The sequence below is a fragment of the Bacillus halotolerans genome, assembly GCF_004006435.1.
GTDB classification, from domain to species: domain Bacteria; phylum Bacillota; class Bacilli; order Bacillales; family Bacillaceae; genus Bacillus; species Bacillus halotolerans.
Map to the genome: position 1 here is coordinate 3,825,093 of NZ_CP029364.1, position 24,602 is coordinate 3,849,694.

The following is a 24,602-nucleotide window of genomic DNA, read 5'->3' on the forward strand; positions in this document are numbered from 1 at the left end:
GCTTTTTTGACGGTAAATGAATAAAGAAGGGAGGGGAAAACAGATGGAAGAGTATTATATGAAACTGGCGTTGGATCTTGCGAAGCAGGGTGAAGGACAGACCGAATCGAATCCGCTCGTAGGCGCTGTTGTGGTGAAGGACGGACAGATTGTCGGGATGGGCGCCCATTTAAAATACGGTGAAGCTCACGCGGAAGTCCATGCTATTCATATGGCAGGCGCACATGTGAAAGACGCTGATATTTATGTCACCCTTGAACCATGCAGCCATTACGGAAAAACACCGCCTTGTGCCGAACTGATTATCAAGTCCGGGATAAAGAGAGTATTTGTCGCAATGAGAGATCCTAACCCGCTTGTGGCCGGACGGGGAATCAGCATGATAGAAGAAGCCGGCATCGAAGTAAAGGAAGGCATTCTGGCAGATCAGGCGGAACAGCTGAATGAAAAATTTCTGCATTTCATGAGGACAGGCCTCCCTTACGTCACATTAAAAGCTGCCGCAAGCCTAGACGGAAAAACAGCGACCAGTACAGGTGACAGCAAATGGATCACATCAGAAGCTGCAAGACAGGATGCTCAGCAATACAGGAAATCACATCAAAGCATTTTGGTCGGAGCAGGCACTGTGAAGGCTGACAATCCAAGCTTAACCTGCAGGCTCCCGAATGTTTCAAAACAGCCGGTCAGGGTGATACTTGATACCGAACTTTCGATTCCCGATGACGCCAATGTGATTTGCGATCAGGCAGCGCCGACTTGGATTTTTACAACAACACGTGCTGATGAGGAGAAGAAAAAACGGTTTTCCGCTTTTGGCGTGAAAATATTTACTCTGGAAACAGATCGTATACCAATTTCCGATGTACTGAAAATCCTTGCGGAAGAAGGCATCATGTCGGTGTATGTGGAAGGCGGATCAGCTGTTCACGGAAGCTTCGTCAAAGCAGGCTGTTTTCAAGAGATCATCTACTATTTTGCCCCTAAATTAATCGGAGGAACGCTTGCTCCCAGCTTAATCTCCGGTGAAGGTTTTCAATCAATGAAAGATGTCCCCTTATTACAATTCACAGATATAACCCAAATTGGCCGTGATATCAGACTGACGGCAAAACCGAAAAACGAGTAGGATGGTGACCATGTTTACAGGGATTATAGAAGAAACAGGCACAATCGAATCCATGAAAAAAGCTGGCCCCTCTATGGCCTTAACAATTAAATGCTCAAAAATATTAGAGGATGTTCATTTGGGCGACAGCATTGCAGTAAATGGCATTTGTCTGACTGTTACTGATTTCACGAAAAGTCACTTCACAGTTGATGTCATGCCTGAAACAGTCAAAGCAACGTCGCTGAACGATTTATCAAAAGGCAGCAAAGTGAATCTGGAAAGAGCCATGGCGGCAAACGGTCGTTTTGGAGGCCATTTCGTTTCAGGCCATGTCGACGGAACCGCAGAAATCACGCGTATTGAAGAAAAAAGCAACGCAGTTTACTATGATTTGAAAATGGATCCGTCATTAACAAAAACGTTGGTTTTAAAGGGATCTATTACCGTGGACGGCGTCAGTTTAACCATCTTCGGGCTGACAGATGATACCGTGACGATTTCTTTAATCCCTCACACCATCAGCGAAACGATTTTTTCAGAAAAAACAATCGGCTCTAAAGTGAATATCGAATGCGATATGATCGGAAAATATATGTATCGATTTTTGCATAAAGCCAATGAAAATAAGAACCAACAAACCATAACAAAAGCCTTCTTAAGCGAAAACGGCTTTTAGAGAGGAAGATTTGCATGTTTCATCCGATAGAAGAGGCATTAGACGCTTTAAAAAAAGGCGAAGTCATCATTGTTGTGGATGATGAAGACAGAGAAAACGAAGGAGACTTTGTGGCTCTTGCGGAGCATGCGACTCCTGAAGTGATTAACTTTATGGCGACGCACGGAAGAGGGCTGATTTGCACGCCTCTCAGTGAGGAAATCGCTGACAGGCTCGATCTTCATCCTATGGTTGAGCACAATACAGATTCCCACCACACTGCTTTTACAGTAAGCATTGACCACCGTAAGACAAAAACGGGAATCAGCGCACAGGAAAGATCATTTACTGTCAAAGCTTTGCTGGACAGCGGTTCAGTGCCGGCAGATTTTCAGCGTCCAGGGCACATTTTTCCGCTGATTGCGAAAAAGGGAGGTGTCCTGAAAAGAGCGGGCCATACAGAAGCGGCAGTTGATCTTGCTGAAGCCTGCGGTTCTCAGGGAGCTGGCGTCATTTGTGAAATAATGAATGAAGACGGAACGATGGCAAGGGTACCTGAGCTCATTGAAATTGCGAAAAAGCATCAATTAAAACTGATCACCATTAAAGATTTAATTGAGTACCGCTACAACTTGACAACACTTGTAGAGCGGGAAGTCGATATTACCTTGCCTACTGATTTTGGCACATTTAAGGTGTACGGATACACAAATGAGATCGATGGAAAAGAGCATGTCGCATTTGTGATGGGAGATGTGCCGTTTAATGAAGAACCAGTATTGGTCCGGGTTCATTCAGAGTGTCTCACAGGTGATGTGTTTGGGTCTCATCGCTGTGACTGCGGCCCGCAGCTTCACGCCGCGCTAACGCAAATTGCCGCAGAAGGCCGGGGAGTGCTTTTGTATCTCCGCCAAGAAGGCCGGGGCATCGGTCTGATCAATAAGTTAAAAGCTTATAAGCTTCAGGAAGAAGGGTATGACACCGTAGAAGCTAATGAAGCGCTCGGCTTTTTGCCTGATTTGCGCAATTACGGCATTGGTGCTCAAATTTTACGCGATCTCGGCGTGCGGAATATGAAGCTCTTGACGAATAATCCGCGAAAAATTGCCGGACTTGAAGGGTATGGTCTCAGCATTACAGAAAGAGTGCCGCTTCAAATGGAGGCCAAAGAGCACAACAAAAAATATTTGCAAACAAAGATGAATAAACTAGGTCATTTACTTCATTTCTAATAACAAAAATCACAAAAAAGGATGGGAATCATATGAATATCATACAAGGAAATTTAGTTGGTACAGGTCTTAAAATCGGAATCGTAGTAGGAAGATTTAATGATTTTATTACAAGCAAGCTGCTGAGCGGGGCAGAAGATGCTTTGCTCAGACACGGCGTGGATACAAACGATATTGATGTGGCTTGGGTTCCGGGCGCATTTGAAATTCCTTTCGCTGCTAAAAAAATGGCGGAAACAAAAAAATATGACGCCGTTATTACACTCGGCACTGTCATCAGAGGCGCGACGACTCATTACGATTACGTCTGCAACGAAGCTGCAAAAGGCATCGCGCAAGCAGCGAACACAACAGGCGTACCTGTGATCTTTGGAATTGTCACTACGGAAAACATTGAGCAGGCCATTGAACGGGCTGGAACAAAAGCGGGCAATAAGGGCGTAGATTGTGCTGTTTCTGCCATAGAAATGGCAAATTTAAACCGTTCATTTGAATAATTTGCTGAAAACAGTTTAAAAATATGGCGAAAATGATATAATGTGAGAAAACGGATCACCTATACTTATCCGTTTGATAGAACTGGACATTTAGGATATAGAGGGGTTTTTATGTTAATTCGTTATAAAAAATCGTTTGAAAAGATTGCGATGGGACTTCTTTCATTTATGCCAAATGAAAAAGATCTTAAGCAGCTTCAGCAGACAATTAAGGACTACGAAACGGATACAGACCGCCAGCTCTTTCTTTGGAAAGAGGACGAGGATATCGTCGGAGCAATCGGAGTTGAAAAAAAGGATTCCGAGGTTGAAATCCGGCATATCAGTGTGAATCCTTCTCATCGCCATCAAGGAATCGGAAAACAGATGATGGATGCTTTAAAGCATTTATTCAAAACGCAGGTACTGGTTCCGAATGAATTAACGCAGAGCTTTTTCGAACGCTGTCAAGGTCAGCAGGATCAAGACATTTCATACAATAATTAAGCAGAGGCTGTTATCAGCCTCTGCTTTTTTTTCTTCGTTCAATTTCTTTCTCGCGTTCGCGGATGACATCAGTCCGATCCCGCAAACGATGTTTATGAATTAGAAATCTATCAGTGAGTGTGCTGGGCTGTCCCCACGTGTAAGCTTTTCGCTTGCATTCAATGCGGCATGCTTCCTTCAGCTTCTCATCTTTAATTGGCAGCATGATGCTTTTATAGGAAGATCCCAGTTCAATTTGTTCGTAAACCGACTGTATAAGCTCCAGTAAACGGGTATGATCAAGCCCCAAATCTTCCACCGCTTGTTTTTTCGCTTGAAGAATCCGTATGCTGTTTGCCAGCAATCTTTTGGCCCCGGCTGTATTCTGTCTTCTGTGATGATACAAAGAAACAGCAAGCTGGATAAAGCCGACCCAAAGTATTTTTCGTTTGTTCGGAGGATCTTCCTTCCAATATTCTTCTAGTATTTCATGGCATTCAAAATAATCCCGTGTTGCGTGAAATTCAACGAGATAATCGATATAAGCTTTCGGGTACAAGATGCTTCCTCCTTTTAATCCGCCTTTAGTGTAACACAGGACAGATAAAAGGAAAAAACAGCGCATTGGACCTGCTCATTTTTAGTTCTAGCAAATCCAAGCGGCACCTACGATAATCAGCAGAATAAACAAAACGACAATTAAAGCGAAACCGCCGCTGAAGCACTTTTCTCCCATGAACATTCAGCCTCCTTTGTTGTGGTCTACGCGAGCATCCTATGTACACCTGCCCTTTTTTGTGTAGGTGGATATCTTGTTATTTGAATATTCAGCACAAATCTCCTGAAATGCAGGAAATGAAATAGTATTGGACGAGAGCTTTTTGGTGGCTTATACTAAAGGGTAGCCAGTTTATCCGGCAATGAGAGTGATACTTGAAAATGGTGAGATGATGGAAGAATATCAAGTAAAAATTGATACGTTTGAAGGCCCATTGGACCTGCTGCTTCATTTAATCAATCGTCTTGAAATTGACATATATGATATACCTGTGGCGAAGATTACTGAACAATATTTATTATATGTACATACGATGCGTGTGCTTGAGCTTGATATCGCCAGCGAGTATTTGGTGATGGCTGCCACACTGCTCAGTATTAAAAGCAGAATGCTGCTCCCGAAGCAAGAGGAAGAGCTGTTTGAGGATGAATTGCTTGAGGAAGAAGACCCGCGGGAGGAACTGATTGAAAAGCTGATTGAGTATAGAAAATATAAAGACGCGGCGAAGGAATTAAAGGAACGGGAAGAAGAAAGACAAAAATCATTCACGAAACCGCCGAGTGACTTGAGCGAATATGCAAAAGAAGTGAAACAGTCGGAGCAAAAGCTGTCAGTCACAGTCTACGATATGATTGGCGCTTTTCAAAAAGTGCTGAAGCGAAAAAAAATAACAAGGCCGATGGAAACAACAATTACAAGACAGGAAATACCAATCGAAGACAGAATGAATGAAATCGTGCACACCCTGAAATCAAAAGGGAAAAGAATCAATTTTATGGATCTTTTTTCATATGAGCAAAAAGAACATTTGGTTGTCACCTTCCTGGCGGTTTTAGAACTGATGAAAAATCAGCTGATTTTGATTGAGCAGGAGCAAAATTTTTCAGATATTTACATTATGGGGAGTGAATCCATTCATGGGGCTTGATATCGTGAATTGGAAAGCTATAGTGGAAGCCCTTCTATATGCGGCAGGCGATGAAGGACTGACCAAAAAACAGCTGTTAACAGTGCTTGAAATAGAAGAGCCTGAACTGAACACCATTATGGCGGATGTCGCAGACGATTACCGTCATGCTACAAGAGGCATTGAACTAATTGAATATGCAGATACGTACATGCTTTCCACCAAAAAGGACTTTGCGCCGTACTTGAAAAAACTGATCGAAGTACCGTCGAAAGGCCTTTCCCAGGCATCTTTGGAGGTGCTGGCGATTGTTTCATATAAACAGCCGATTACGAGAGCGGAAATTGAAGATATCAGAGGCGTGAAATCAGAAAGAATTTTACACAGCCTTGTCGCCAAGGCGCTGCTGTGTGAAGTCGGACGCGCTGACGGTCCGGGACGGGCCATTTTATACGGCACGACGCCGACTTTTCTTGAGCAATTCGGCTTAAAAACGCTGGACGAGCTTCCGCCGCTGCCTGAAAATGCGGAAGATGACGTTCTTCAAGAAGAAGCGGATTTATTCTTTGAAAACTTTAACCAAACCTTTGAAGACATAAAATAGAGATTTAATGAATCGCGCTTTTTCATCAACATAAGATATAAGGAAGAAGTAGCTATCATGAAAGAAGCAAAATGTGAGAGACAAAGACATGAGGGGAAGATACCAAACGAAATGGGACATTCGATTGTGCGAGTGCAGACTCAAAAAACAGGCGAATTCTTATCAATGGTTGTCAATACCGTTAATGATTATTTAAATCAAACCACACTGGCGTCTATGCAGGCTGAATTGCCTGTTGAAGAGGCATACTGCTGTGATGTGCTGAGCACGCTGAGAAGAATGACAGTATTTTGTGAAGGAGGCGCTGAAGCATGCCGCCGTCTCCTTATGCAAGAGCCATTTCAGGAAACCAGAGCGGAAAAAACACTTTACAATGTGTATCATCAATGCATTGAAGAGTTCTTTATGCCAAAGAAAGACACCTGGTGTGAAAACAGCCGGGCGTCATATACCGGAGTCAGCGCAATTGAGTTCTACCATGCTGTTCCGCAGTCTCTGGAGCAATTATTATTGCCGCTGAGCGCAGCGTTTCTGAAGATGAGGGAAGAACTGGCTCATTACGAAGCGTCCGGATCTAGCATGGCATCAATCAGATAACACTTACTCTCCCTTTATGGGAGAGTTTTTTTATGTTTGCAGGCCAAGACACAATTGTTATTCATAACTGATGGACATGCGCATAAACTTGTACAAACCACCACAAGGACGTGAACAAACATGCGCATTTTTAAAAAAGCTGTATTAATAGTCATCATTTCTTTTCTATTTGCAAATGTAAATGTGAACACAGCACATGCAGCTATAAATGTCAGTGCGAAGAGCGCCATTGTCATTGACGGCACATCAGGAAGAGTGTTATTTGCCAAGGACGAGCATGAAAAAAGGCGGATTGCCAGTATTACAAAGATCATGACCGCTGTTCTCGCCATTGAATCCGGAAAAATGGAAGAAACCGTGACTGTTTCTGCAAATGCGGTCAGAACAGAGGGCTCGGCCATTTATTTAACCGAAGGGCAAAAAGTAAAATTGAAGGATCTTGTGTATGGCCTGATGCTGAGATCCGGGAACGATGCTGCTGTTGCGATTGCTGAGTATGTCGGGGGAAGCCTCGATGGATTTGTCTATATGATGAACCAAAAAGCAGAACAAATCGGTATGGAGAATACCCGTTTTCAAAACCCGCACGGATTGGACGACCATGAAAATCACTACTCAACAGCTTATGACATGGCTGTTTTAACGAAATACGCCATGAAGCTCAAAGACTATCAAACCATCTCCGGCACAAAAATATACAAAGCAGAAACAATGGAAAGCGTATGGAAAAACAAAAATAAATTGCTGACGATGCTGTATCCATACAGCACAGGGGGGAAAACAGGCTATACCAAGCTTGCAAAACGCACACTCGTTTCAACCGCTTCAAAGGACGGCGTTAATCTGATAGCCGTTACCATTAATGACCCCGACGATTGGGATGATCATATGAATATGTTTAACTATGTATTTGATCATTATCAAACATATTTAATCGCAAAAAAAGGAGATATTCCGAAGCTCAAAGGTACATTTTATGAGTCTAAAGCTTTCATCAAACGGGACATCACCTATTTGCTTACCGAAGAAGAAAAAGAAGATGTCAAAATCAACACTACCCTGCTCAAACCGAAAAAAGCCTGGGAAAAGGATGTCTCAAAAATTCCGGATATTGTAGGACATATGAAAGTCATGTTCAACAATGAAACCATCGCAAAAGTGCCGATCTATTACGAAAACGAACGAAATCAAAAACCGAAAAAAAAGTTTTTTGAAACGTTTCAATCCATTTTTCTGAATGCGGCTGGCGGGGCAAAATGGTCAATATAATCTGGGTCAGCTTAACTGTGATCGGGCTAGTATTTGCGATGTGCAATGGAACGCTGCAGGATGTAAATGAGGCGGTGTTTAAAGGAGCCAAAGAAGCTGTCACAATCTCATTTGGACTTATGAGCGTGCTTGTTTTTTGGCTGGGTTTAATGAAAATAGCTGAACAGTCTGGACTGCTGGATATTTTCAGCCGTATGTGCAGGCCTTTTATTTCTAAGCTGTTCCCTGACATACCGCCGGATCATCCCGCAATGGGCTACATTTTATCAAATCTCATGGCGAACTTCTTCGGCCTCGGGAACGCGGCCACACCTCTTGGCATTAAAGCAATGGAGCAAATGAAAAAGCTGAATGGAAACCGTTCGGAAGCGAGCCGTTCCATGATCACTTTTTTAGCTGTTAATACTTCGTGCATTACTCTCGTCCCGACAACGGTTATCGCCGTGCGAATGGCCTATTCCTCCAAAACGCCGACAGATATCGTCGGACCGAGCATTTTGGCGACACTTATTTCTGGAATCGGCGCCATTATTATTGACCGTTATTTTTATTACCGCCGTAAAAAGAAGGGGAGGTAATCCGATGGAAATTATCAACTGGCTGTCTTTAGCCATGATCCCTATCATTATTGCCGGCATTCTACTTTATGGAACAATCAAAAAGGTGCCGACATATGAATCCTTTGTTGAAGGCGGAAAAGAAGGAATTGAGATCGCATTTTCGATTATCCCCTATTTAGTCGGGATGCTTGTTGCAATTACCGTTTTCAGATCATCAGGCGCGCTTGACTTTTTTATGGATCTTTTAAAGCCGGCCTTTTCCGCCATCGGCATACCGGCTGAGGTGGTTCCGCTTGCGCTGATCCGTCCGATCTCCGGTACGGCTGCTCTGGGAATGACGACCGATTTAATTGCAGTTTATGGACCGGACTCCTTTATTGGCAGGCTGGCATCTGTGATGCAGGGATCAACGGATACAACACTTTATGTGCTGACGGTGTATTTCGGAGCTGTTGGCATTAAAAAAATGGGTGATGCGTTAAAGGTGGGACTTCTTGCTGATTTAATCGGTGTAGTTGCATCTATCATCATCGTTACGTTATTATTTGGGAGCGCCTGAAAATGGCGTTTTTTTAGATAAAGCATGCGAAATCTGAAAAAGCTTGTTTGTTCAGGTTGAAAAAAGTAAGATAATACTTGAGGTGAAAGACATGGAAAGACTGCAAAAAGTAATTGCTCACGCCGGAGTTGCATCGCGCAGAAAGGCAGAAGAGCTGATTAAAGAAGGAAAAGTAAAGGTGAACGGCAAAGTAATAACAGAGCTTGGTGTTAAAGTCACCGGTTCTGATCAGATTGAAGTAAACGGCTTGAAGGTGGAACGTGAAGAGCCTGTTTATTTTCTGCTATATAAACCAAGAGGCGTGATCTCCGCAGCGGATGATGACAAAGGGCGCAAAGTCGTGACGGACTTTTTTAGAGAAGTGCCGCAGCGCATCTATCCGGTCGGACGTCTGGATTACGATACAAGCGGTCTTTTGCTTTTAACCAATGACGGCGAGTTTGCCAACAAGCTGATGCACCCTAAATATGAAATAAACAAAACATATGTAGCAAAGGTAAAAGGCATACCGTCTAAAGAGCTGATCAGAAAGCTGGAGCGCGGCATTATGCTGGAGGAAGGCAAAACAGCGCCTGCCAAAGCGAAGCTGCTTTCATTGGATAAGAAAAAACAAACAAGCATTATACAGCTGACCATCCATGAAGGACGGAACAGGCAAGTGCGCCGCATGTTTGAAGCAATCGGACATGAAGTAATTAAGCTGAAGCGGGAAGAATACGCATTTTTAAATCTGAGAGGCTTAAATACGGGAGACGCAAGAGAGCTTACGCCGCATGAAGTCAAAAGACTCAGAGCGCTAGCGGAACACGGTAAAAACGCTTTCTAAGTTTCACATAACCTTCAAAAAGTTAGAAATGTGAAATGATTGTGAAATGATATAATTGAATGGATCTGCAATAGGGGAAGGGGGCAGTGGACAATGAAGAAAAAAAGGCGTTTATTCATTCGGACCGGCATCCTTCTCGTTTTAATCTGCGCGCTGGCCTATACAATATACAATGCTGTATTTGCCGACAAAGAGAGCATATCCGAAGGGTCCGAGGCACCGAATTTTGTCCTTGAAGATACGAATGGGGAACGTATTGAGCTGAGTGACTTAAAAGGAAAAGGTGTTTTTTTGAATTTCTGGGGCACCTGGTGTGAGCCGTGCAAAAAAGAATTTCCTTATATGGCGAACCAATACAAATATTTTAAAGACCAAGGCGTTGAAATTGTCGCGGTAAATGTTGGGGAGTCAAAGATAGCAGTACATAATTTTATGAAATCCTACGGAGTGAATTTTCCGGTTGTCCTGGATACAGATCGTCAGGTGCTTGATGCCTATGGCGTATCTCCGCTTCCGACAACCTTTTTAATCAATCCGGAAGGAAAAGTTGTCAAGGTGGTGACCGGCACTATGACAGAAAGCATGATCCATGACTATATGAATCTGATAAAACCCGGAGCGACTTCGGGATGAAGCAGGTAAAATGTGAATGCGGACATATCAACCCGGTAGGAACCGTTTTATGTGAATCGTGCGGCAGGGCGCTTCAGGAAACGCAGCCCCCGCTTGCTGATATGAGATACGATGGAAGTGCGAGACGTTCACAAACCTATAACAAAACGTTCATTGATAAAATATGGAACTTCTTTTCTTCGGTTAAGGTCGGAATATGGCTTATCGTCATAACCCTTGCAGCATCAGCATTCGGGACTATATTTCCTCAAGAAGCCTATTTGCCCCCCGGCGCTCAGGCTGATACATATTATAAAGAACAATACGGCACGTTTGGCCAGCTTTATTATTTACTCGGGTTCCATCATTTATATGGATCTTGGTGGTACTTGCTGCTGATTGCCTCTATCGGCATTTCTCTTGTCATCTGCAGCCTTGACCGCGTGATTCCCCTGTACAGGGCATTGAAAAATCAGGGGGTCAGGAGAAGCCCTGTTTTCTTAAAAAGACAGCGGCTGTTCAGTGAAACGGAGACCGAGCTCAACCTTGAAGAAAAAGAAAAGATTGTGACTCTCTTAAAGAAAAAGCGTTATAGAATACGAGAACAAGAGGGCAGCCTTCTGGCGGAAAAAGGGCGTTTTTCCCGCTGGGGTCCGTATGTCAATCACATAGGATTAATCATTTTCCTGATTGGCGCAATGCTGAGATTTGTGCCGGGCATGTACGTCGATGAAACGCTCTGGGTCAGAGAAGGCGAAACTGCGGCAATTCCAGGCACAGACGGAAGATATTATTTGAAAAACAATCAATTCAGCGTAGAGACTTATAACAGCGAGACAGAAAAAAAGGTGTTCGCTGATGCCATTGACAGAGTCGGAAGCGGAAAGGTCGCGAAAAACTTTCAAACAGACGCGGTTCTCTATAAACGGGAAGGCAAAATTGTCTACGGAGAGAAGCCGAAGCTGAAAAAAGTAAAAGAAGAAGATATTCGTGTCAATCAGCCGCTGCGCTTTGATTCGTTTTCTGTTTATCAGGTGGATTATAAAGAGAATCAGCTCGATCAGATGGTGTTTCAGCTGATTGACAAAAAATCAAAAAAATCCTTTGGGAGCTTACAGATCAACCTATTGGATCCAGATTCGGTTTATGATCTTGGCAACGGTTACAAAGTTGAGGTCGCCAGCTACCTTCCTGACTTCTATTTTAATCAGGACGGAGAGCCGAGCACAAAAACAAAAATCCCTAACAATCCGGCGTTTGTTTTTAATATCATAACGCCAGATAAGCCAAAAGGCGAAAAAAGCTTTGTTGCCATTCAAGAAACAATTGAAGGGTCGGGCAGCAATAAGTACAAGTTGAAATTTGACCATGTCGAAACGAAAAACATAACCGGTCTGACAGTCAGAAAAGATCTGACGCTTTGGGTGCTTGCCATCGGCGGAGCCATTTTTATGATTGGCGTCATTCAAGGAATGTACTGGCAGCACCGCAGAATCTGGCTGCATACACAGGAAGGTGCAGTCATGGTTGCCGGCCATACCAATAAAAACTGGTACGGACTAAAGCAGGATTTAAAATTTGTTTTAGCCGATACGGGGCTGACTGAACCAGCAGACCAAAAAGAATTAATGAAAACACAGAAATAGGCGAAAAGGGAGTGGTGTCATGGCGGAGCTGAGCGGAAATTTTCTTTATGCGGCCTTTCTTGTGTATTTAATTGCGGTCCCGATTTTCGGCGGGGCCATACGCGGAAGGAAAAATAAAAAAGACAGGGCAAACCGGTGGGCGACGATCGGGATTACCCTTTCGATTATCGGTTTTCTCTGCCACCTGGGCTATTTTATTACAAGGTGGGCTGCCAGCGGCCATGCGCCTGTCAGCAACATGTTTGAATTTACAACGGCCTTTGGCATGATGCTTGTGCTTGCGTTTATTATCCTTTATTTTATCTATCAATTGCCTTCATTAGGTCTGTTTACATTATCGATCGCTTTATTGCTGATCGCATACGCCAGCATGTTTCCGACGGACATTTCGCCTTTAATTCCGTCATTGCAGAGCAATTGGCTGTATATCCACGTAACCACGGCCGCGCTGGGGCAAGCTATACTCGCCATCAGTTTTGTCGCAGGTGTCATTTTTCTTTTGAAGCATGTTGACCAGACAAAACCAAGTAAAAAAACCTTTTGGCTTGAAGCTATCATGTTTATTATGGTGACGGCAGTTGCCTTTATTGTGATAACATCTGTGTTTCGTTTTGCCGGCTATGAAGCTGAGTTTAACTGGGTGGATAAGAATAAGGAAAAAAGCGTGATGGTCTATGAAATGCCCGCACTTGTAGGTCCGCATGAGGGTGAGCTTATCACCAAGGGGAAAATGCAGCCCATTGCAGAGCTTCCGGCCCTTTTCTCAGGCAGAAAGGTAAACACAGTGATTTGGTCGTTTGGAGCTGGACTCCTATTGTACGGAGCGCTTCGCCTGATCGTCAGAAAAAGAATCAGTGCCTGTTTACATCCTCTGGTGAAAAACGTGAATCTTGATCTGGTGGATGAGGTTGGCTACAGAGCCGTTTCCATCGGTTTTCCGATTTTTACACTCGGCGCGCTGATCTTTGCAATGATTTGGGCTCAGCTCGCTTGGACGAGATTTTGGGGCTGGGACCCGAAGGAAGTATGGGCGCTGATCACGTTTTTGTTTTACGCCGCTTATTTGCATTTAAGGCTGTCAAGAGGGTGGCACGGTGAGAAATCAGCATGGCTGGCCGTAATCGGTTTTGCCATCATTATGTTCAATTTAATATTCGTAAATCTTGTGCTTGCCGGACTTCATTCTTATGCATAGTCCAGAACAAAGCGATACAGTTATCAAACTTTCTCACGATTTGATAAAATGAAAGTAACAGAAGGAAAGCAGGGGGAAAACGATGGACCAATCCAATGAAACCAAAATATTAGTAGTTGATGACGAAGCCAGAATTCGCCGCCTTTTAAAAATGTATCTTGAACGTGAAAATTATGTGATTGAAGAAGCGGAAAATGGTGATGAAGCCATTGCCAAAGGCCTCGAAACCAATTATGACTTAATTTTGCTTGACCTAATGATGCCTGGCACAGACGGAATTGAGGTCTGCCGCCAAATTCGCGAAAAAAAAGCTACACCAATTATCATGCTGACCGCAAAAGGAGAAGAAGCAAATCGGGTGCAGGGGTTTGAATCGGGAACAGATGATTACATTGTCAAACCGTTTAGTCCGAGAGAAGTTGTGCTGCGGGTAAAAGCGCTTCTGAGAAGGGCATCTCAAAACTCTTATTTCAATGCGAATACGCCGACGAAAAACGTATTGGTGTTTTCTCATCTGTCAATCGATCATGATGCCCATCGGGTAACTGCTGACGGAACTGAAGTGAGCTTAACACCGAAAGAGTATGAGCTCCTTTACTTCTTAGCGAAAACACCTGACAAAGTGTATGATCGGGAAAAGCTTCTCAAGGAAGTGTGGCAGTATGAATTTTTTGGCGATCTGCGTACAGTAGACACACACGTCAAACGTCTCCGGGAAAAGCTCAATAAAGTATCACCGGGAGCTGCCAAAAAAATCGTCACCGTATGGGGCGTCGGTTATAAATTCGAGGTAGGCGCTGAATGAAATTTTGGAAAAGCGTAGTAGGCAAGCTGTGGGCTACGATCCTTTCTCTTGTCCTGATCGTATTATTTATTTTAACGGTGCTTTTACTCGAGTTTATCGAAAATTATCATGTGGAAGAAGCCGAAAATGATTTAACCCAGCTTGCAAATAAAGTCGCAGTCATCTTAGAAAAACACGAGGATCAGGCGCTGGCAAGGTCGATCACCTGGGAGCTCGCTGATAACTTAACAAGCATTGCGATCATACAGGATGAGAAAAAATACTGGTATTCGCCGAACGATAAAAATCGGCTCTCATCTATCACGCTTGAGCAAATACAGCGGGACAAGGATTTACATCAGGCTCTGGACAACCATAAAAAAGTCAGTAAACGCACGGGCCTGAGTGGCAGAGACACGGATAATGAACGCCTGATTGTGGGTGTTCCGTATGAAAAAGACGGAAAAAAAGGCATGGTCTTTTTATCTCAATCTCTGCTTGCCGTCAAAGACACAACAAAACACACGACCCGTTATATATTCCTTGCCGCAGGCATTGCGATTGTGCTGACCACATTTTTTGCTTTCTTTTTATCAAGCAGGGTCACGTATCCGCTTCGAAAAATGAGAGAGGGCGCACAGGATTTGGCGAAGGGCAAGTTTGACACGAAAATCCCGATTTTAACCCAGGATGAAATCGGTGAGCTGGCAACCGCCTTTAATCAAATGGGGCGGCAGCTTAACTTTCATATCAATGCGCTCAACCAAGAAAAAGAACAGCTTTCAAACATATTAAGCAGTATGGCTGACGGAGTGATTACCATCAATATCGACGGCACGATTCTCGTGACAAACCCGCCGGCCGAACGTTTTCTGCAGGCTTGGTATTATGAGCAGAATATGAATATTAAAGAAGGCGACAATCTTCCGCCAGAAGCAAAAGAACTGTTCCAAAATGCTGTCAGCACAGAAAAAGAACAAATGATTGAAATGACGCTGCAGGGCAGATCATGGGTGCTGCTGATGTCGCCGCTGTATGCGGAATCGCATGTCAGAGGCGCGGTTGCCGTTCTTCGAGATATGACCGAAGAACGCCGCCTTGATAAATTGCGCGAAGACTTTATCGCAAATGTCAGCCATGAATTAAGAACGCCGATCTCCATGCTTCAAGGGTATAGTGAAGCCATTGTCGATGACATTGCGAGCTCCGAAGAAGACCGAAAAGAGATTGCTCAAATTATTTATGACGAGTCGCTGCGAATGGGCCGCCTTGTCAACGATTTGCTTGATTTAGCGCGAATGGAATCAGGGCATACTGGATTGCATTATGAACAAATCAATCTTAATGAATTTATAGAAAAGATCATGCGCAAATTTTCCGGCGTTGCCAAAGAAAAAAATATTTCTTTGCATCAGGACATTTCTCTCACTGAAGAGGAATTTATGTTTGATGAAGATAAGATGGAGCAGGTGTTTACCAATTTAATTGATAACGCGCTGCGTCATACTCAATCAGGCGGCAATGTCTCCATCTCCGTTCATACGGTTAAGGATGGAATAAAAATAGACGTCAAAGATTCCGGCTCCGGCATACCGGAAGAGGATCTGCCATTTATTTTTGAGCGGTTCTATAAAGCGGATAAAGCAAGGACAAGGGGCAGAGCAGGAACCGGACTGGGACTCGCTATTGTTAAAAATATTGTGGAAGCTCACAACGGTACCATTACGGTGCACAGCCGGATGGACAAAGGAACGACGTTTACGTTTTATATTCCGACAAAATGATCAAGTCGAGTCTGAATTTGCCGAAGAATCTTGTTCCATAAGAAACACCCGCTGATCCGAGCGGGTGTTTTTTAAAAGGTTTTTCTTAATAAAATTTAAGGATATGTTAATATAAATTCCCTTCCAAATTCCAGTTTCTCGTAATATAGTTGTAATGTAACTTTTAAGCTATTATTACGACTAAAGGAACGGAGGGGTTTCCTATGGAAGAAACCTTTCAAGCGTTATATAAAACTTACCATCAAGATTTATATCAATTTTTATTTTATATGGTAAAGGATAAAAGCCAGGCTGAAGACCTTCTTCAGGAGGTTTATATTCGTGTATTAAATTCATATCATACGTTTGAAGGAAGAAGCAGTGAAAAAACATGGCTTTTGTCGATTGCACGCCATGTGGCGATAGACTGGTTCCGTAAGCAGCAGACGATCAGACAGCGTGTACTCGGGACATTTGATTGGGATACACAGGATGTCAGAGATCAGCAATTGCTTCCGGACGAACTCGCGGTTCAACATGAAAATGTCCGGGAAATTTATGCTGCGCTCGATCAATGTACGATCGATCAAAGAGCTGTGATTATCTTACGGTTTATTCAGGGATATTCAATACAGGAAACAGCCAATGCTCTGCGCTTCTCGGAAAGCAAAGTGAAAACGACCCAACACAGAGGGCTCAAAGTACTTCGGAAACATATGGAGCTTTTGAGGGAGGAGCTAATGGATGATGAAGTCAGATTGGAACGAAGAACAGATAAAGGAGTTGTTAAGTCAACTGCCGGCAGTTAAAGACCATCGTTCTCCGCAAGACATATATAAGCGGCTTTCGATGGCAAAAAGCAAAAAAAAGTCCGCTGTTAGGTGGATTGGCCCCGCATGTGCCACTGCGGTTGCGGTTTATATCGCCTTCATTATTTCTCCTCATTTCTTTGATCAGGCACAGCCTCAACAAAAAGAAGCGTCCCAAGAAAACGCTATAACGAAAACTGAGACAGCAGACAGCAAAAAAGCTGCATTATCCCTGGATCAGTCATCGTTAGTTGTTCCTGAAAAGGAGCAGAACAACTATACGACTGTAGCAATTGCCGATGCCGAAACATCCACAATTATACCCGTCAGCATTAAAAAAACGAAATCAAACCAAACCATACAGGAGGTGCTGTTTGAAAGTGATCAATTGGATATCCTTGATCACGCCATCACGATTCCCTCCTTCATGGATGAAGTGGAAGTAAAGGAAAACCAAAATCATAAGGAATTAAATATACAAGTCGATCAGCCCATTGAGGCTTTTTCTGTAAAAGACGACGCAATACTAAAAAAATTGCTGAAAGAATCTTTAAAATGGAGTCCTTATGAAAAAATCAAAATTTTTTCATCGGAGCAGAAAAAGAACGGCGTCAGTATTGGCTCAAATGGTACTTTTACTGAAATTCCTATTCCTAAACAGTCGAATAGAGCCTACTCCTTGTACCAAAATGAACAAGGACAAGACTTTCTCGTTCCAACAGAAAGAGCATTTAATACTGTAAAAGAAGCTATTAAGGAAATGGAATCGAGCAATCAAACAAATACTGCACCTCTTATTCAAGCGGGTGCCGTCAAATCTGTAACGGAGAAACAGAATCACTTATATATCCATTTCTCAAAACACTCGGGGGTTGAGGATTCTATTGCCGGCATCTTAATGCTGGAGGGACTTCTTTTAACAGCAAAGGAGTTTGGCTTTACAGAAGTGACCTTTGCGGAAACGGGAACAAAAAAAATCGGCAGATACGATGTATCAGAAGCTATTCCGGTTCCAGCTGCTCCAAATCCGATTTCCTTACATTAAAAGAGCCTTTTTTCAGGCTCTTTTTTCGTTGCTTTTCATATAATAGAAATTTTCAAAAAAAACTTGTCCGTGTATAATAAAACAAGGTAAAGATTGAAAGGATTTGAGACGAGTGAACGTGTTAACAATCAAAGGAGTTTCCATCGGTGAAGGGATGCCGAAAATCATCGTTCCGCTGATGGGTAAAACAGAAAAGCAAATTTTAAAAGAAGCAGAAGCTGTGAAATTACTGGATCCGGATATTGTCGAGTGGCGAGTCGATGTATTTGAAAAAGCGGACGACAGCGAAGCAGTCATAAAGATGATCTCAAAGCTGCGAGAGTCTTTGAGAGACAAGCTGTTTCTATTTACATTCAGATCGCATAAAGAAGGCGGGAGCAAAGAAATGGATGTAAGTTCCTACATCGCTTTGCTGGAAACGGCTATCCGCACAAAAGATATAGACTTTATCGATATTGAATTATTTTCAGGAGAGGCAAACGTTGATGCGTTAGTATCTTTAGCGGGAGAAAATGGTGTCTACGTGATTATGTCTAATCATGACTTTCAGAAAACACCTGCAAAGGACGAGATCATTTCTCGGCTTCGTAAAATGCAGGAGTTAGGAGCGCATATTCCGAAAATAGCCGTAATGCCGAAGGATGCAGGAGATCTTTTAACCTTGCTTGATGCGACGTATACGATGAAGACAAAATATGCGGACCGACCGATGATCACAATGTCAATGGCGGGAACGGGATTAGTCAGCAGGCTGAGCGGTGAGGTATTTGGATCAGATTGCACATTCGGCGCAGGAGAAGAGGCTTCAGCACCTGGGCAAATACCTGTATCCGAACTGAGAAACGTGTTAGAAGTACTGCACAAACATACATAAACAGGAAACCGTTAAAAAGCAGAAAAAAACTCAAGCTGCAGAGCTTGAGTTTTTTTCATTATGGAAGATCAATAAGTTTCACAGACACGATATCAGGAACATCTGTTAGTTCTTTCACAATTTTATCTTCTAAATGTCTGTCAAAAGAAAGCATCATGATGGCTTCTCCGCCTTTTTCTTTACGGCCAACCTGCATGGTTGCAATGTTAATATCATTATCTCCGATAATACGTCCCACTCGGCCGATGACCCCCGTCGTATCCTGATGCTGGATGTAAACCAGGTGGCCTGTTGGATAAAAGTCGATATTAAACCCGTTGATTTCGACAATGCGTTCTCCGAAATGAGGGATATAGGTAGCTGTAACGGTAAAGGTGCTGCGGTCTCCTGTCACTTTTACGCTAATGCAATTATCGTATCCAGATTCAGAAGTGGAAATCTTTTCACTAAAGCTAATGCCGCGTTCTTTTGCGACACCGCCCGCATTTACTTCGTTAACTGTTGAGTCAACGCGTGGTTTTAAGAAGCCTGACAGAAGGCTTTTTGTAATAAACGATGTTTCAAGTTTAGCAATTGTGCCTTCATATTGAATCGCGACATCCTGTACCGGCTCTTTCATGCATTGTGATACGAGGCTGCCGATTTTTCCTGCGATTTGGTGGTACGGCTTAATCTTAGCGAATTCATCTTTTGTCATGGCAGGCAGGTTAATGGCTGACATAACAGGAAGACCTTTTGCGAACTGCAGAACTTCTTCTGATACTTGCGCTGCAACATTCAGCTGCGCTTCTTTTGTCGATGCCCCTAGGTGAGGAGTGGCAATCACTAACGGGTGGTCAACGAGTTTATTATCAACTGGCGGTTCAACTTCAAAAACGTCAAGAGCCGCACCGGCAACATGGCCGCTTTCTAAAGCTTCAAGAAGAGCTGCCTCATCGATAATGCCGCCTCGTGCACAGTTAATTAAGCGAACACCTTTTTTCGTTTTTGCAATCGTTTCTTTGTTTAATAAGCCTTTTGTTTCTTTTGTTAACGGTGTATGCACAGTGATGATATCTGCGCTTTCCAAGACTTCTTCGAACGTACGGCTGTTAACACCGATTTTTTTCGCTCTTTCTTCTGTTAAGAAAGGATCAAAAACGTGCACGGTCATACCGAAGGCTCTCGCACGCTGTGCAATTTCGCTTCCGATTCTGCCTAACCCTACAATTCCAAGTGTTTTGCCGTAAAGTTCCGAACCGACATATGCTGTGCGGTTCCATTCTCTGGATTTTACAGAGATATTGGCCTGAGGGATGTGTCTCATTAAAGATGAGATCATCGCGAATGTGTGCTCAGCTGTGGAAATTGTGTTTCCGTTTGGCGCATTAATAACAATTACCCCATGTTTCGTCGCTTCGTCAATGTCGATATTATCAACACCGACACCGGCTCTTCCGACGATTTTTAAAGAAGTCATTTTTTGAAAAAGGTCTTCTGTTACTTTTGTCGCGCTTCGCACCAATAGAGCATCAAAGGTATGTAATTCATCCTCTGCATCTGCTACGTTTTTTTGGACGATTTCAATAAAGTCTGATTCAATAAGTGGTTGTAAGCCGTCGTTGCTCATTTTGTCTGAGACCAATACTCGAAACATCGTAAGATTTCCTCCTAAATTGACAAACTAAATATCTGATAATTTAACATATTCTCAATAGAGTGTCAATGTGTATTGACGCAGTAAAGGATAAAAGGAAAGCGAGGAATTGACCAGTTTTAGAGTCTTTTGGCGTTATATTTAATTTGAAGCAATTATCTATACAACCAACCGTTTATCGTTTATAATGGAACCAAATTCATATGATCAATCTTCGGGGCAGGGTGAAATTCCCTACCGGCGGTGATGAGCAATGGCTCTAAGCCCGCGAGCTGTTTTTGACAGCAGGATTCGGTGCGATTCCGAAGCCGACAGTATAGTCTGGATGGGAGAAGATGGAGGTTCAGCAGCGTTTTGAAAGAAAGGTTTTCAAACGTTTCTTTACCAAGCCAAATTTTTGAAACCCCGCTTTTATATCATAGAGCGGTTTTTTTATTGGCTTGAAAAAGAACCTTTCCGCTTTTCGAGTAAGATGTGATCGAAAAGGAGAGAGCAAATTGAAAGTAAAAAAATTAGTCGTGATCAGCATGCTGAGCAGCATCGCATTTGTTTTGATGCTGTTAAATTTTCCGTTTCCGGGGCTTCCTGATTATTTAAAAATTGATTTCAGTGATGTCCCTGCCATTATTGCGATTCTTATATACGGACCTTTAGCGGGTATTGCCGTTGAAGCGATAAAAAACGTTCTTCAATATATCATTCAGGGGAGCATGGCTGGAGTGCCTGTAGGACAAATTGCAAATTTCATTGCCGGAACACTCTTTATTTTGCCGACTGCTTTCTTATTTAAAAAGCTGAACTCAGCAAAAGGCCTGGCAGTAAGTCTTCTGCTTGGAACTGCAGCTATGACGGTGCTGATGAGCATTCTGAATTATGTTCTGATTCTTCCGGCCTACACATGGTTTTTACACTCCCCGGCATTATCCGACAGTGCGCTGAAAACAGCGGTAGTCGCTGGTATCCTGCCATTTAACGTCATAAAAGGCATTGTCATTACGATCGTGTTCACACTTATCTTTATCAAGCTTAAACCGTGGATTGAACAGCAAAGAAGCGCGCATATTCATTAAATAAAAAAAGCTCCCATAGGGGAGCTTTTTCGATTACTTCTATTCAAATTTAAGCGGGTCGCCCTCAAACGGCTCATCCGCCACTTTGATGGAATCAGTAGGGCATCCTTCAAATGCGTCAATCATATCTTCTTCCAGTACTTCAGGAACTTCGACAACGCCTTTGTTTTCGTCAAGCGTTACGAACGCGATGCCTTCATCATCGTAATCGTAAATGTCTGGTGCAGCCGCTCCGCAAGCGCCGCATGCAATGCATGTATCTTTGTCTACGATTGTGTACTTTGCCATGAATAAAACCTCCCAGATTGTTCTTGGTGGAACAAATGGATCAATCTTTATATTTAATCAATTTAACACCTATTCCTCTTACTTATTGTAATGATGTTGATGCCACATTTCAACAGAAAAATGATTGAGAATGCTTATCACATAAGGGGTTATCTACATAACATCCCCCCTAATGATGACTTTAAACGTCGATTTCTGTTTAAAATCTGTTAAAATAAAAAGAACAAACCAGCGATATTTGTCAGGAAGAATGTGGGTGGATAGGTTGTCATTAAATTACTTTGATATCATGGTTCTCGATTGCCTTTCTAAAATAAACGGGGAACGGACAGGAAGTGCCGTTTTTCACTTATTCAAAGGAAAAAGATCGTCACAAACCATTCAAGATGCCGGCTTATTTCAGACTGCAAGATATTTTGGAATGGCTCCGCAATGTTCAAGAAGCGACATTTCAGCCTCACTCCGCAAGCTTGAACAGCAGTCATTTCTGGAACCGATGTCAGAAACAGATACATACAGAGTGACTATTAGAGGCGAAAGCATGTTGAGGCAGGCGCTGAGTGAACGGCCTTGGCCAGCCCATTGCCACGGTGCTTATTTTCAGCAGGCCGCAAGCGTGCTCTGGAAAAGACTTTCCCTTCTCGTACAGGTATTATCAAATAAGCAGCACAGCAGCAGACAGTATATTCCCGTCACAAAAGATTATAAGACGCTTCACTGGGTCAAGCGATACATGCACAAGCAAAAGGATCATGAAAAACTGGCAAGAGGCTTGCAGGATATGCTGGAGAATTATTTGCAAAAGCTTGACGAGAAAGCAGCTCTTATCTTTGTCTACTCATTAACTTCATATAATAGGATCGGTTATACGAGCAGGCAGCTTGCTGACAATCTGAAAGAAGACGAGTGGTACGTTTATGTCTTGTTTTGGGCTGCGGTACATTATTTTATTCATTCCTTGCCGCAATGTGAAGATTCTATATTAAAGGATCTTCTTTCTGATGTGCATTTGGAGAATGCACTGACTGATTCTACGAGAAAAACATGGCAGTTGGTCAGACAAGGGATTCCGATTCAGCGAATTGCTGAAATCAGAAAGCTGAAAACCGCCACAATTGAAGACCATATCGTCGAAATTTCTCTTCATGAGCCGGCTTTTGTGATTGATGGATATATTTCGGCTGAAGATCAGCTCCAAATTGCTGAGTTCGCCAAACGCATGCGGACAAACAAGATCAAACAAATTCGAGAAGGCCTAGAGCAGCGGTTCAGCTACTTTCAAATCAGGCTGGCATTGGCAAAGCAGGTGAAACAGTATGACTAAATTACAGCAAGCGTTATATCAGTTTTTTGGTTTTCATTCCTTTAAAAAAGGGCAGGAGGACATCATCAGAAGTGTACTCAGCGGAAAGGATACCATTGCAATGCTTCCGACAGGGGGAGGAAAGTCTCTTTGCTACCAGTTGCCCGGTTATATGCTTGACGGTATGATATTAATCGTTTCTCCTTTGCTTTCTTTAATGGAGGACCAGGTGCAGCAGCTGAAAGCGCGGGGAGAAAAACGAGCTGCCGCATTGAATAGCATGCTCGGCAGGCAGGAAAGACATTTCGTTTTGGAGCATATCCACCGCTACAAATTTTTGTATCTGTCGCCCGAAGCATTGCAGTCGTCATATGTCCTGGAAAAATTAAAGAGCGTTCCGATCAGTCTTTTTGTTATTGATGAAGCGCATTGTATATCGGAATGGGGACATGATTTTAGACCTGATTATTCAAAGCTTGGACAGCTGAGAAAAAAACTAGGGCATCCGCCGGTGCTTGCTCTGACGGCTACGGCGACGAAGGATACGCTGCATGATGTCATGAATTTGCTTGATCTGCAGCATGCCGAACAGCATCTTAACTCAGTTAACCGGCCGAATATTGCGCTCAAAGTTGAAAATACCGCGGATACTGCCGAAAAAATAGATAGGGTCATTCAGCTGGTTGAAAACCTGCAAGGACCGGGAATTGTCTATTGTCCGACAAGGAAATGGGCAGAGGAATTAGCGGAGGAAATTAAATATAAAACAAGCAGCAGGGTTGATTATTACCATGGCGGCATGGATTCTGGTGACAGAATGTTAATTCAGCAGCAATTTATCAATAATCAGCTTGATGTCATTTGCTGTACAAATGCGTTCGGCATGGGTGTTGATAAATCTGATATCAAATATGTCATCCATTTTTATCTCCCGCAGACGGCTGAAGCTTTTATGCAGGAAATCGGCAGAGCAGGGCGTGACGGAAAACCGAGTGTCAGCATTTTGCTCAGAGCGCCTGGAGATTTCGAATTGCAGGAGCAGATTATCCAAATGGAGAGCCTTGCGGATGGAGAAATCGCCAATGTTATTCGCGTGCTGGAAGAAACGGAAGAACAGGACGAAAGAAAACTGCGCGAATTATTCATGCAATATGGTATCACAGAGACGCAGTCGCGCATGATCATCCATCTCTTTATGCAGGGGAAAACATCAATTGATCTGATCAAGCGGGAAATCACGTATCGCATGGAGCTGAAACTTGAAAAAATGCGTCACGTGGCAGCTTTACTTCATCGCGATGGCTGTTTAAGACAATCGCTGTTAGCCTATTTTGATGAAACATACGAGCCCGATAAAGGAAGCATGCCATGCTGTTCACATTGCGGTTTTGATCTTTCGCTGTATGAACAAAAAGAGGAGCGCGTCCAAAAAGCGCCATTAGACGGCTGGAGATCGGAATTGCACCGTATATTCAGTCTAGAGACTGTAGGTGAGCCGAACTGAAACAGCAAAAGGA

27 protein-coding genes and 1 riboswitch are annotated in these 24,602 nt (G+C 43.2%); of the genes, 23 read left to right on the forward strand and 4 right to left on the reverse strand.

Annotated features, from left to right (window positions below; translation table 11 throughout):
• Nucleotides 1-43 precede the first annotated feature (43 nt).
• The 5 genes from ribD (at nucleotide 44) to ribT (ending at nucleotide 3,981) form a co-directional block, all read left to right on the forward strand.
• Nucleotides 44-1,129, forward strand: a complete 1,086-nt coding sequence (gene ribD, locus DIC78_RS19800) for a bifunctional diaminohydroxyphosphoribosylaminopyrimidine deaminase/5-amino-6-(5-phosphoribosylamino)uracil reductase RibD (protein WP_024121914.1) — start codon at nucleotides 44-46, stop codon at nucleotides 1,127-1,129.
• Nucleotides 1,130-1,139: 10 nt separating this feature from the next.
• Nucleotides 1,140-1,787: a riboflavin synthase subunit alpha gene (gene ribE / locus DIC78_RS19805; protein ID WP_103671742.1), complete on the forward strand. Its 648-nt coding sequence runs from the start codon at nucleotides 1,140-1,142 to the stop codon at nucleotides 1,785-1,787.
• Nucleotides 1,788-1,801: 14 nt separating this feature from the next.
• The gene (locus tag DIC78_RS19810; RefSeq protein WP_024121912.1) at nucleotides 1,802-2,998 is read left to right on the forward strand and encodes a bifunctional 3,4-dihydroxy-2-butanone-4-phosphate synthase/GTP cyclohydrolase II; all 1,197 of its coding nucleotides are present in this window, start codon (nucleotides 1,802-1,804) and stop codon (nucleotides 2,996-2,998) included.
• Between the two features lie 32 nt (nucleotides 2,999-3,030).
• Entirely contained in the window at nucleotides 3,031-3,495 is a 465-nt protein-coding gene (gene ribH / locus DIC78_RS19815; protein WP_024121911.1) for a 6,7-dimethyl-8-ribityllumazine synthase, read from the forward strand.
• 111 nt (nucleotides 3,496-3,606) lie between these two features.
• Nucleotides 3,607-3,981, forward strand: coding sequence for a GNAT family N-acetyltransferase RibT (ribT, locus tag DIC78_RS19820; RefSeq protein WP_003223910.1), 375 nt, complete (start codon nucleotides 3,607-3,609; stop codon nucleotides 3,979-3,981).
• Between the two features lie 13 nt (nucleotides 3,982-3,994).
• Here ribT and DIC78_RS19825 read toward each other — a convergent pair whose 3' ends face one another.
• Both DIC78_RS19825 and DIC78_RS19830 read right to left on the reverse strand, forming a co-directional pair.
• The gene (locus DIC78_RS19825; protein ID WP_127696808.1) at nucleotides 3,995-4,519 is read right to left on the reverse strand and encodes a DUF309 domain-containing protein; all 525 of its coding nucleotides are present in this window, start codon (nucleotides 4,517-4,519) and stop codon (nucleotides 3,995-3,997) included.
• An 87-nt stretch (nucleotides 4,520-4,606) separates the two neighbouring features.
• Nucleotides 4,607-4,696 (reverse strand): YjcZ family sporulation protein, encoded by a 90-nt coding sequence (locus DIC78_RS19830; protein ID WP_024121909.1) that lies wholly within the window; start codon nucleotides 4,694-4,696, stop codon nucleotides 4,607-4,609.
• A gap of 214 nt (nucleotides 4,697-4,910) precedes the next feature.
• On the opposite strand from DIC78_RS19830, the gene scpA reads away from it, so the two are divergent.
• From scpA to aroD, 15 genes are all read left to right on the forward strand, one after another.
• Entirely contained in the window at nucleotides 4,911-5,666 is a 756-nt protein-coding gene (gene scpA, locus DIC78_RS19835) for a segregation/condensation protein A (protein ID WP_106020336.1), read from the forward strand.
• Nucleotides 5,656-6,249: an SMC-Scp complex subunit ScpB gene (scpB, locus tag DIC78_RS19840; RefSeq protein ID WP_127696809.1), complete on the forward strand. Its 594-nt coding sequence runs from the start codon at nucleotides 5,656-5,658 to the stop codon at nucleotides 6,247-6,249. The genes scpA and scpB overlap by 11 nt, the downstream gene beginning before the upstream one ends.
• A gap of 57 nt (nucleotides 6,250-6,306) precedes the next feature.
• Entirely contained in the window at nucleotides 6,307-6,846 is a 540-nt protein-coding gene (locus DIC78_RS19845) for a YpuI family protein (RefSeq protein ID WP_038954213.1), read from the forward strand.
• A 120-nt stretch (nucleotides 6,847-6,966) separates the two neighbouring features.
• On the forward strand, nucleotides 6,967-8,115 hold the full coding sequence (locus DIC78_RS19850; RefSeq protein WP_106020041.1) for a D-alanyl-D-alanine carboxypeptidase family protein: 1,149 nt from the start codon (nucleotides 6,967-6,969) through the stop codon (nucleotides 8,113-8,115).
• A complete protein-coding gene (gene spmA / locus DIC78_RS19855; protein ID WP_127696810.1) occupies nucleotides 8,103-8,693 on the forward strand; it encodes a spore maturation protein SpmA in 591 nt (196 codons plus the stop codon). Before DIC78_RS19850 ends, spmA begins: the two co-directional genes overlap by 13 nt.
• A gap of 4 nt (nucleotides 8,694-8,697) precedes the next feature.
• Entirely contained in the window at nucleotides 8,698-9,234 is a 537-nt protein-coding gene (gene spmB / locus DIC78_RS19860) for a spore maturation protein SpmB (protein WP_010334782.1), read from the forward strand.
• A 91-nt stretch (nucleotides 9,235-9,325) separates the two neighbouring features.
• Nucleotides 9,326-10,060: a 23S rRNA pseudouridine(2605) synthase RluB gene (gene rluB, locus DIC78_RS19865; RefSeq protein WP_024121903.1), complete on the forward strand. Its 735-nt coding sequence runs from the start codon at nucleotides 9,326-9,328 to the stop codon at nucleotides 10,058-10,060.
• Nucleotides 10,061-10,153: 93 nt separating this feature from the next.
• Nucleotides 10,154-10,693 (forward strand): thiol-disulfide oxidoreductase ResA, encoded by a 540-nt coding sequence (gene resA / locus DIC78_RS19870; protein ID WP_044154915.1) that lies wholly within the window; start codon nucleotides 10,154-10,156, stop codon nucleotides 10,691-10,693.
• Entirely contained in the window at nucleotides 10,690-12,318 is a 1,629-nt protein-coding gene (resB, locus tag DIC78_RS19875) for a cytochrome c biogenesis protein ResB (protein ID WP_127696811.1), read from the forward strand. The genes resA and resB overlap by 4 nt, the downstream gene beginning before the upstream one ends.
• A gap of 19 nt (nucleotides 12,319-12,337) precedes the next feature.
• The gene (gene ccsB / locus DIC78_RS19880; protein WP_024121900.1) at nucleotides 12,338-13,513 is read left to right on the forward strand and encodes a c-type cytochrome biogenesis protein CcsB; all 1,176 of its coding nucleotides are present in this window, start codon (nucleotides 12,338-12,340) and stop codon (nucleotides 13,511-13,513) included.
• Nucleotides 13,514-13,595: 82 nt separating this feature from the next.
• A complete protein-coding gene (resD, locus tag DIC78_RS19885) occupies nucleotides 13,596-14,318 on the forward strand; it encodes a DNA-binding response regulator ResD (RefSeq protein WP_095713202.1) in 723 nt (240 codons plus the stop codon).
• Nucleotides 14,315-16,081 carry a sensor histidine kinase ResE gene (gene resE, locus DIC78_RS19890; protein ID WP_024121899.1) on the forward strand — a complete coding sequence of 589 codons (1,767 nt, stop codon included), beginning with the start codon at nucleotides 14,315-14,317 and terminating at the stop codon, nucleotides 16,079-16,081. The genes resD and resE overlap by 4 nt, the downstream gene beginning before the upstream one ends.
• A gap of 203 nt (nucleotides 16,082-16,284) precedes the next feature.
• Nucleotides 16,285-16,869: an RNA polymerase sigma factor SigX gene (sigX, locus tag DIC78_RS19895; RefSeq protein ID WP_024121898.1), complete on the forward strand. Its 585-nt coding sequence runs from the start codon at nucleotides 16,285-16,287 to the stop codon at nucleotides 16,867-16,869.
• The gene (locus DIC78_RS19900) at nucleotides 16,805-17,914 is read left to right on the forward strand and encodes a sigma-X negative effector (protein WP_127696812.1); all 1,110 of its coding nucleotides are present in this window, start codon (nucleotides 16,805-16,807) and stop codon (nucleotides 17,912-17,914) included. Before sigX ends, DIC78_RS19900 begins: the two co-directional genes overlap by 65 nt.
• Nucleotides 17,915-18,026: 112 nt before the next feature.
• Entirely contained in the window at nucleotides 18,027-18,788 is a 762-nt protein-coding gene (aroD, locus tag DIC78_RS19905; RefSeq protein ID WP_127696813.1) for a type I 3-dehydroquinate dehydratase, read from the forward strand.
• A 58-nt stretch (nucleotides 18,789-18,846) separates the two neighbouring features.
• On the opposite strand, the gene serA is transcribed toward aroD, so the two are convergent.
• Nucleotides 18,847-20,424, reverse strand: a complete 1,578-nt coding sequence (gene serA, locus DIC78_RS19910; RefSeq protein ID WP_101860353.1) for a phosphoglycerate dehydrogenase — start codon at nucleotides 20,422-20,424, stop codon at nucleotides 18,847-18,849.
• A 206-nt stretch (nucleotides 20,425-20,630) separates the two neighbouring features.
• Nucleotides 20,631-20,765: riboswitch (FMN riboswitch) on the forward strand.
• A 156-nt stretch (nucleotides 20,766-20,921) separates the two neighbouring features.
• Here serA and fmnP point away from each other — a divergent pair.
• A complete protein-coding gene (gene fmnP, locus DIC78_RS19915; RefSeq protein ID WP_024121894.1) occupies nucleotides 20,922-21,494 on the forward strand; it encodes a riboflavin transporter FmnP in 573 nt (190 codons plus the stop codon).
• 39 nt (nucleotides 21,495-21,533) lie between these two features.
• Here fmnP and DIC78_RS19920 read toward each other — a convergent pair whose 3' ends face one another.
• Nucleotides 21,534-21,782, reverse strand: coding sequence for a ferredoxin (locus tag DIC78_RS19920; protein ID WP_003225461.1), 249 nt, complete (start codon nucleotides 21,780-21,782; stop codon nucleotides 21,534-21,536).
• A gap of 265 nt (nucleotides 21,783-22,047) precedes the next feature.
• On the opposite strand from DIC78_RS19920, the gene DIC78_RS19925 reads away from it, so the two are divergent.
• The gene (locus DIC78_RS19925; RefSeq protein ID WP_127696947.1) at nucleotides 22,048-23,106 is read left to right on the forward strand and encodes a YpbB family protein; all 1,059 of its coding nucleotides are present in this window, start codon (nucleotides 22,048-22,050) and stop codon (nucleotides 23,104-23,106) included.
• Nucleotides 23,099-24,589, forward strand: coding sequence for a RecQ family ATP-dependent DNA helicase (locus DIC78_RS19930; RefSeq protein WP_106020037.1), 1,491 nt, complete (start codon nucleotides 23,099-23,101; stop codon nucleotides 24,587-24,589). The genes DIC78_RS19925 and DIC78_RS19930 overlap by 8 nt, the downstream gene beginning before the upstream one ends.
• The last annotated feature ends 13 nt before the right edge of the window (nucleotides 24,590-24,602 follow it).

What these genes read in the sequence shown, in the direction of transcription:
- ribD (WP_024121914.1), top strand. Translation starts at nt 44, where the DNA reads ATGGAAGAGTATTATATGAAACTGGCGTTGGATCTTGCGAAGCAGGGT.
- ribE (WP_103671742.1), top strand. Translation starts at nt 1,140, where the DNA reads ATGTTTACAGGGATTATAGAAGAAACAGGCACAATCGAATCCATGAAA.
- DIC78_RS19810 (WP_024121912.1), top strand. Translation starts at nt 1,802, where the DNA reads ATGTTTCATCCGATAGAAGAGGCATTAGACGCTTTAAAAAAAGGCGAA.
- ribH (WP_024121911.1), top strand. Translation starts at nt 3,031, where the DNA reads ATGAATATCATACAAGGAAATTTAGTTGGTACAGGTCTTAAAATCGGA.
- ribT (WP_003223910.1), top strand. Translation starts at nt 3,607, where the DNA reads ATGTTAATTCGTTATAAAAAATCGTTTGAAAAGATTGCGATGGGACTT.
- DIC78_RS19830 (WP_024121909.1), bottom strand. Translation starts at nt 4,696, where the DNA reads ATGGGAGAAAAGTGCTTCAGCGGCGGTTTCGCTTTAATTGTCGTTTTG.
- scpA (WP_106020336.1), top strand. Translation starts at nt 4,911, where the DNA reads ATGGAAGAATATCAAGTAAAAATTGATACGTTTGAAGGCCCATTGGAC.
- scpB (WP_127696809.1), top strand. Translation starts at nt 5,656, where the DNA reads ATGGGGCTTGATATCGTGAATTGGAAAGCTATAGTGGAAGCCCTTCTA.
- DIC78_RS19845 (WP_038954213.1), top strand. Translation starts at nt 6,307, where the DNA reads ATGAAAGAAGCAAAATGTGAGAGACAAAGACATGAGGGGAAGATACCA.
- DIC78_RS19850 (WP_106020041.1), top strand. Translation starts at nt 6,967, where the DNA reads ATGCGCATTTTTAAAAAAGCTGTATTAATAGTCATCATTTCTTTTCTA.
- spmA (WP_127696810.1), top strand. Translation starts at nt 8,103, where the DNA reads ATGGTCAATATAATCTGGGTCAGCTTAACTGTGATCGGGCTAGTATTT.
- spmB (WP_010334782.1), top strand. Translation starts at nt 8,698, where the DNA reads ATGGAAATTATCAACTGGCTGTCTTTAGCCATGATCCCTATCATTATT.
- rluB (WP_024121903.1), top strand. Translation starts at nt 9,326, where the DNA reads ATGGAAAGACTGCAAAAAGTAATTGCTCACGCCGGAGTTGCATCGCGC.
- resA (WP_044154915.1), top strand. Translation starts at nt 10,154, where the DNA reads ATGAAGAAAAAAAGGCGTTTATTCATTCGGACCGGCATCCTTCTCGTT.
- resB (WP_127696811.1), top strand. Translation starts at nt 10,690, where the DNA reads ATGAAGCAGGTAAAATGTGAATGCGGACATATCAACCCGGTAGGAACC.
- ccsB (WP_024121900.1), top strand. Translation starts at nt 12,338, where the DNA reads ATGGCGGAGCTGAGCGGAAATTTTCTTTATGCGGCCTTTCTTGTGTAT.
- resD (WP_095713202.1), top strand. Translation starts at nt 13,596, where the DNA reads ATGGACCAATCCAATGAAACCAAAATATTAGTAGTTGATGACGAAGCC.
- resE (WP_024121899.1), top strand. Translation starts at nt 14,315, where the DNA reads ATGAAATTTTGGAAAAGCGTAGTAGGCAAGCTGTGGGCTACGATCCTT.
- sigX (WP_024121898.1), top strand. Translation starts at nt 16,285, where the DNA reads ATGGAAGAAACCTTTCAAGCGTTATATAAAACTTACCATCAAGATTTA.
- DIC78_RS19900 (WP_127696812.1), top strand. Translation starts at nt 16,805, where the DNA reads ATGATGAAGTCAGATTGGAACGAAGAACAGATAAAGGAGTTGTTAAGT.
- serA (WP_101860353.1), bottom strand. Translation starts at nt 20,424, where the DNA reads ATGTTTCGAGTATTGGTCTCAGACAAAATGAGCAACGACGGCTTACAA.
- DIC78_RS19920 (WP_003225461.1), bottom strand. Translation starts at nt 21,782, where the DNA reads ATGGCAAAGTACACAATCGTAGACAAAGATACATGCATTGCATGCGGC.
- DIC78_RS19930 (WP_106020037.1), top strand. Translation starts at nt 23,099, where the DNA reads ATGACTAAATTACAGCAAGCGTTATATCAGTTTTTTGGTTTTCATTCC.